The sequence below is a fragment of the Christiangramia marina genome (genome assembly GCF_048285865.1).
Taxonomy (GTDB): Bacteria; Bacteroidota; Bacteroidia; order Flavobacteriales; family Flavobacteriaceae; genus Christiangramia; species Christiangramia marina.
In genome coordinates this window covers 391,387-398,423 of record NZ_JBLVTK010000002.1, presented here as the reverse complement: position 1 = coordinate 398,423, position 7,037 = coordinate 391,387, and the positions used below count along the sequence as shown (strand labels likewise).

At 38.2% G+C, this 7,037-nt stretch carries 8 protein-coding genes; 1 reads left to right on the top strand and 7 read right to left on the bottom strand.

All coding sequences use genetic code 11. The annotated features are described in order from the left end of the window. From ACNKXS_RS08265 to ACNKXS_RS08240, 6 genes are all read right to left on the bottom strand, one after another. A partial coding sequence (locus ACNKXS_RS08265) for a YidC/Oxa1 family insertase periplasmic-domain containing protein (RefSeq protein ID WP_417920471.1) occupies positions 1-721 on the bottom strand: 721 nt, incomplete at its 3' end. Positions 722-766: 45 nt separating this feature from the next. Beyond that, positions 767-2,407 (bottom strand): CTP synthase, encoded by a 1,641-nt coding sequence (locus tag ACNKXS_RS08260; RefSeq protein WP_417920470.1) that lies wholly within the window; start codon positions 2,405-2,407, stop codon positions 767-769. A gap of 111 nt (positions 2,408-2,518) precedes the next feature. Beyond that, complete coding sequence (locus tag ACNKXS_RS08255) at positions 2,519-2,755, bottom strand: DUF3820 family protein (protein ID WP_417920469.1); 237 nt, start codon at positions 2,753-2,755, stop codon at positions 2,519-2,521. Then, on the bottom strand, positions 2,756-3,124 hold the full coding sequence (locus ACNKXS_RS08250; protein ID WP_298524546.1) for a response regulator: 369 nt from the start codon (positions 3,122-3,124) through the stop codon (positions 2,756-2,758). Beyond that, entirely contained in the window at positions 3,121-3,990 is an 870-nt protein-coding gene (locus tag ACNKXS_RS08245) for a histidine kinase (RefSeq protein ID WP_417920468.1), read from the bottom strand. Before ACNKXS_RS08245 ends, ACNKXS_RS08250 begins: the two co-directional genes overlap by 4 nt. A gap of 15 nt (positions 3,991-4,005) precedes the next feature. After that, positions 4,006-4,593, bottom strand: a complete 588-nt coding sequence (locus tag ACNKXS_RS08240; protein WP_417920467.1) for a carboxymuconolactone decarboxylase family protein — start codon at positions 4,591-4,593, stop codon at positions 4,006-4,008. 228 nt (positions 4,594-4,821) lie between these two features. On the opposite strand from ACNKXS_RS08240, the gene ACNKXS_RS08235 reads away from it, so the two are divergent. Then, complete coding sequence (locus ACNKXS_RS08235) at positions 4,822-6,357, top strand: GH3 family acyl-acid amido synthetase (RefSeq protein ID WP_417920466.1); 1,536 nt, start codon at positions 4,822-4,824, stop codon at positions 6,355-6,357. Here the strand turns inward: ACNKXS_RS08235 and ACNKXS_RS08230 are convergent. After that, on the bottom strand, positions 6,354-6,935 hold the full coding sequence (locus ACNKXS_RS08230; protein WP_295182579.1) for a M48 family metalloprotease: 582 nt from the start codon (positions 6,933-6,935) through the stop codon (positions 6,354-6,356). The genes ACNKXS_RS08235 and ACNKXS_RS08230 overlap by 4 nt on opposite strands. Positions 6,936-7,037 lie beyond the last annotated feature (102 nt).

The following is a 7,037-nucleotide window of genomic DNA, read 5'->3' as shown; positions in this document are numbered from 1 at the left end:
ATTCCCAGATAAGATCAGTGTACCTGTTCTCATAAGAAATACTCTTCGCATGACGGTATCCTTTCAATTTCCAATCAAGTACAGGTGTTGCTGAAGAATTTAACACGCCGGTTAGTCCTTCTGAACGTACGCTGAAATCCAGCATATATTCTCCCGGTCTCATCGCATACCTGTATTCCAGGTACTCATCTTCCGAAACCTTAAGTTTCATAGACAGGATCTGGTTTCCGTTATTTTCAGTTAACTCCGGTTCAAAATACAGGTTTTCAGTATTAAGAGTTCTTCCATCAGTAGTGTTTAAACTCATATTCATGGAAGCGTTTCCATCCTTGATAAGGTAAACGGGAATCGAATCGAAAGTCTTGAAATTCTTCAGTCTGGCTTCTTCAATATAACCACCTTTATTAGAAATCTTTAATTCCAATAGGTCGTTTTCTATCGTCGTAGAACCTCCTTTTGCAGAAGAAAGTGTTTCAGAATATCCAAAAGCACCCAGACGTTTTTGAGCCTCTACAAGAGCGGTCGAGTCGCTTGCTGGGGTAGCTGTGTTTTCTTCGAATTCAGGAGTCGTATCCTGATCTCTATTAATATTTTCTTCCGTAGTTACTTCATCTACGACCTCCGCTTCGTCTGGAGTGTTATTGTAAAGCATCCAAAGAAGGATACCACCAATTAAAATAAATCCAATGATGGATTGGACGTCAATTTTCTTTTCTTCCATTACTTAGTATTGCTTAATCTACCCAGTCAAATAAACGACCAGTTTCTATTTCTGCGCCATTTTGGCACTTTGTCTCTTTTCTGAATATTCTAATGCAGCTTTTACAAAAGAGACAAACAATGGGTGTGGACTAGCCACGGTACTCTTATATTCAGGGTGATATTGAACACCAACAAACCATGGATGGTCTGCGAGTTCGATCACTTCCACGAGTTTTGTTTCTGGATTTATACCGGTACTTAGCATTCCTGCATTTTCCAGTTGTTCTTTATATTTATTGTTGTATTCGTAGCGATGACGGTGTCTTTCTGAAATCATGTCTTTCCCGTAAGCGTCATGAATTACAGACTTCTTACTCAGTTCACAATCCCACGCGCCAAGTCTCATCGTACCACCTTTATGTGTAACTTCTTTTTGGTCTGCCATAAGATCGATCACCGGATGCTTGGTATCAGGATCCATTTCAGAAGAATTAGCACCTTTTAATTTAAGCACGTTTCTGGCAAACTCGATGACAGCCATTTGCATTCCCAGGCAGATTCCTAAGAATGGCAAATTGTTTTCACGAGCATATCTCACCGCATCGATCTTTCCTTCGATACCACGTTCTCCAAATCCTGGTGCAACCAGAACTCCGTCAAGATGACTTATTTTATTGTGGATCGTACTGTCGTTTATAAATTCTGAATGAATGTATTCTACTTTAACCGAAACTTCGTTCTCGGCTCCAGCATGGATGAAAGATTCCAGAATAGATTTATAAGAATCCTGAAGTTCAACGTATTTACCAATAAGTCCAATATGTACTTCAGCCTTGGGATTTTTATGTCTCTTTAAGAATTGATTCCAGCGATCAAGGTTAGGAGTAGAGTCGGTAGGGAGATCCAGTTTTTTCATGGTCACTGTATCCAGCCCTTCCTTGAGCATCATGTTTGGCACATCGTAGATCGTTCTTGCATCGATACTTTGTATCACAGCTTCCTGTCTCACATTGCAAAAGATAGCAAGTTTTCTTCTTATATCATCTGATAGTTCATGCTCGGTTCTGCAAACAAGAATATCGGCTTTGATACCACTTTCCATCAAAGTTTTTACACTATGCTGAGTTGGTTTGGTTTTCAATTCTCCTGCAGCAGAAAGATATGGAACAAGAGTAAGGTGAATTACCAGAGCATTATCATCACCAAGTTCCCATTTTAGCTGTCTTACAGCTTCAATATAGGGTAGAGATTCAATATCACCTACAGTTCCTCCAATTTCAGTGATAACAATATCGTAATCTCCATTCTTGCCAAGGATCTGTATTCTTTCCTTGATTTCATTGGTGATATGAGGAACTACCTGTACTGTTTTTCCTAAAAATTCACCACGTCTTTCTTTCTCGATGACGCTTTGGTAAATTCTTCCGGTAGTCACATTATTTGCCTGGGAAGTATTCACATTGAGAAAACGCTCGTAATGGCCAAGATCGAGATCTGTTTCAGCTCCATCTTCAGTCACATAACATTCTCCGTGTTCGTAAGGATTTAAAGTTCCCGGATCTACATTAATATAAGGATCCAGTTTCTGAATAGTTGCTCTAAAACCCCTAGCCTGTAATAATTTCGCCAGAGACGCGGCAATAATTCCTTTTCCAAGAGAGGAAGATACACCGCCTGTGACGAATATATACTTGGTATCGGCCATTTTTAGTCGTGTTTGTTGTGTTGTTATTCAGGGCGCTAAATTACAAAGAAGAATAGAAAAACCGCTTACTTTGAAGTCCTAATCTTAAGAGGTTTTTAACAGGAGAAGATCCTATTTTCTGGGACGGGGATAGCGCATGCGAATTTGTCTCAAAAGGCCTTCGAGACTATTAACTTTGAGTTCGTAAACCTGTTGCATCTGGTCGCCAAGTTTTCCCTGCGGAAATCCTTTTTGTCTAAACCATACATAATATGGTTCGGGGATATCTGAAAGATAGACACCTTTATATTTGCCAAAATGCATTTGTGCATAGGCTAATTCTAATAATTTCTGAGAATCTGGTTGCAATCAGGAAGCTTTTAAAAGTCCCGAAAGTTCGGAAAACTTCTGCTTATTCATAGGTTTCACCATGTATTTAATTACTGCCGGATAATCTTTAGCCTTATCTACATCGATCTTGCTGGTGCTGGAAGTAAGAATGATGATACGGTGACTGCAGTTCCTGCTCTGTAGCATTTCCAGAAATTCCCAGCCATTCATTTCTGGCATGTTTAGATCAAGAAATATTATAGCATCACGGTCTTCAGAAACAAACTCCATAGCTTCACACGGGTTTGTAAAATCTTTTACAGTACCTCGATATCCTTCGATTTCAAGCAGTTTCTTGGTGATAAAATTCGAAATTGGCTGGTCATCTACCAGGTAGATCTTACTCATAATTCTTCAGCTTTTAAAGCCACTATTTCTTTTGATGCCATTTCTACTACTTCATGCAAAACCTCATCAAGTTCGTTTACAGTCGATTCTAGTTTTGGCATCATTTCACTTTTAAATGTTTCGGTATCCACTAGTTCAGCCAGCTGTACAATACCTTGTATTCTGGATAAAGGCTCACGAACGTTATGCGCATTCAAGGCTGAAATATGAAGCAACTTCTTATTCTTTTCAGCTATAGATTCGGTTCGTTTTGTTATAGTTTGCTGTTGATTTTTAACAATGGTTTCAATTTGCTCATTCTTTAGCTTAATGGTCTCATAAGCTTCGGTTAAATTTTTATTCTGAATAGCGAGCTGCTTCTTAAGATAGATCTCGTTGAACTTAGATTGTATGCAATCAACTACCAGCTTCAGAATATCAATATCTCCTACTGAAAATGTCATTTGTTGATCGGCTAACAGGGATACTATCACCTTTGAATCGGTTTTATCAAATGACCATCCCCAGAGTACCGGATCAAATAGATCTGACCTTTCTATTTTGTTTTCTAGAAGTTTATCAGGAATGCTTCCGGTAAGTAGCGGAATGCCCGTTTCTTTAAGATCTCTCTCGTACTGAAATATTTCGGTCTCTGATTCAAAATCATACCAGATGTTACCAGAGAACTGTTCAACGATGAAATTATCTTTTTCCCGAATAATGCACATTCTCAAGATCCGGAAATTTATAAGATACTTCAGGTTTGTCTTACAAACATTAGCGATCTCTTCCAGGTTCGAACAGCGATTTATACCGTTGGCGAACTTGGAATAGGCTTCATAGGTGATCCTGTAAAGCTGGGAAGTATTACTGCTAATATCCTGCATCGTAGAAGAAAACCCTTATTCCGGCGTTTCTAAAAGTTCGTTGTCGATCTTTATTCCAGATACATCTGCAATCGTATTCAGCATGTTTACCAGGTCTGCCTGAGCCATAAGCTCCTGGATTTCTCTCCTTGTAAAACCTGCTTTTTCCAGACTATTAAAGTCTTCATCAGAAATGTCTGAATGATTTAAAGCTGCTTTGGTAACGATCTGTACAGCGGTTCGGTAACTTACCGGCATCGACGGACTGTTGATATGTTGTGTAGCCTTAAAACCTTCATCTTCTGAGATCATACTACTCATACTATCTGCAAAGATTCCGTGTGCATGAGAGCAATAATTGCATCCTCTTTCTTTTGAAACGTTATAGATGATCAATTGCTTTAATACGTTGGGTACTTCACCTTCCATAAGCGTATTCTTCAATTTGCTCCAGTTCCCTTTCAATAAAGTGGCATTATCGCCCTGGCATTTAAACCAGTTTAAAACGAAGGGAAGTTGTAAGGTTTTTTTAGTGTCGTCGTAAATCGTCTGAACTTCCGGAGAAGCTTCATCGTAGGAAACCATTCTATAACGAGACTGGTTCTGGGGTAATGTTTGATTCATGTAGTTGTAAAGGGTATAATTATATTTCGGACTGTAAATATTACAGTTATTTTTTGCATTTCATCGATATTCATAGGAATTTAACTTTATTCTAGAATGTCTTCGTACATATTAAACACTAAAAGTACGATAAGACCTACAAATTTGACGAGTTAAATATATTGTAATCTTTAGTAGGAGAGCGATCGTATCTTTAGTTTTGATGAGATTAAAAACTACTTACGCAAAATGGCAATATTCGGTTCTATTATCAAGAGTTTGATTGATATAAAAGATTCTTTTACTTCTGAAGGTGATGCTAACACCGAGCAACTCGATGTTTTAAAAAGTCTGTTGGATAAGGCAAAAGATACAGCCTTTGGAAAGTACTATAATTTTGCAGAAATCCTTGAAGCAGAAGATGTGGAAAAGGAATTTGCAAATAGAGTTCCTTATTTTGATTATAATAAAATTGATAAAGAGTGGTGGCATTTATACCACGAAGGAGAAACAGATGTTACCTGGCCCGGAACACCACCATATTTTGCTTTAAGTTCGGGGACTACTGGTAAAACCAGTAAAAGAATCCCGGTTACAGAAGATATGGTTGATTCTATTCGCAATGCCGGAATACAGCAGGTGAGTGCCCTGAGCCATTTTGATCTTCCAGCAGATTTTTTCGAAAAAGAAATAATGATGTTGGGAAGTTCTACAGATCTGCAGAAAGAAGGAGATCATGAGGAAGGTGAAATTAGCGGTATTAGCGCCAGTAATATTCCATTCTGGTTTAGAGGTTATTACAAGCCCGGCGTTGAGATTGCCAAGATTGATGAATGGGATGAACGTGTTAAGAAGATCGCAGAGACTGCTAAGGAGTGGGACATAGGTGCATTAAGCGGAATTCCATCATGGATGGAACTTATGTTGAAAGAAGTTATTAAATATCATAAAGTTGATAATATTCACGAGATCTGGCCTAATCTACAGGTCTATACTTCTGGAGGGGTGGCATTTGAACCATACGAGAAAAGTTTTAATGCGTTACTTGGGAAACCAGTACAGGTTATTGATACTTACCTGGCTTCAGAAGGATTTCTGGCATTTCAGCAAAGACCAGAAACGCATTCAATGAAGTTGATCACAAATAATGGGATCTATTTCGAATTTGTACCGTTCAAGCCAGATTATATTAATCAGGATGGTTCGCTCACTGATGATGCACCTGTAATTTCCATAGATGATATAGAAGAGGAAGTGGATTACGTGTTGTTGATCTCAACAGTGAGTGGAGCCTGGAGATATATTATTGGTGATACAATCAAGTTTACAGATAAGGAAAAGCATGAGATCAGAATCACCGGGAGAACGAAATTTTTCCTTAATGTGGTAGGCTCTCAACTTTCAGTAAATAAAATGAACGATGCTGTTCAGGAACTTGAAGAAGAGTATGATATCAGGATCCCGGAATATGTAGTTTCAGCCAAGCGGGGAGAAGACAACGAATATTATCATTATTGGTATTTAGGGACCGAAGATCCTGCAGATGCAGATAAGTTATCTGAAAGCCTGGATAATGCCCTGAAAAATGCCAATAAGAATTACAAAGTAGCACGTGGAAAAGCTCTGAAAGGTGTTCGTGTGCAAACTATAGATCCTAACACTTTCCATGAATGGAACGCGGCCAATAAGAAAAAAGGTGGTCAGGTTAAAATGGAAAAAGTAATGAATGAAGAGAAGTTCGCTGAATGGGAAAAATTCCTTGAAGATCTTAAATCGAAGAACTAGTCGATAACTTCTTCATGAATTTCATCGATTAGCACCATAATCTCTTCCTGAGACAGATATAAATCCTGAATCCTGCTCTTATAGCTTTCACTAAGCTTGGAGTGATTCAGGATAAAATCTTTAGTAGCAATAATATTCTGTCCTAATCCGTGGTTTACAGCATACGTATCTGCAGCTCTTTCAGCTTCACGAATATAATTATTAGAGGTTACGTAACGAATTCCAAACCACAGCATATCTATGGCAGATCGATCGCGATAGTCCATTACATGGCCAAGTTCATGACCAAGCCATCCAATTAAAACTTCAGAAGGGACGTCCTTTACACTAAATGTCTCGTCTTCGATCTTAAATTTTTCATTTATATAAATAACATAGCTTCTATTCTTCCTGTTTTTGAAGAATCCGCTCAACTTAGGCTGAGCCTGCATGAAAGACTTTTTTATGTTCTTTTTAAATTTAAATTCAATAGGAGTGTCTTTAAGCTCTGGATAGTGAGAAAGTGCTACATAGGTTTCACGCCATATATTATCTGGTACGATCTTATTGCTATACTCTAAACTGTCCTTTTGATGCATATTCGATTTCTGCTGGGCACTGCACCACGTAAACATCATCATGATTATGATAAAACTGAATCTGCTTTTAAGTAGGCTTGCCATAGTTATTTAATATTTCTA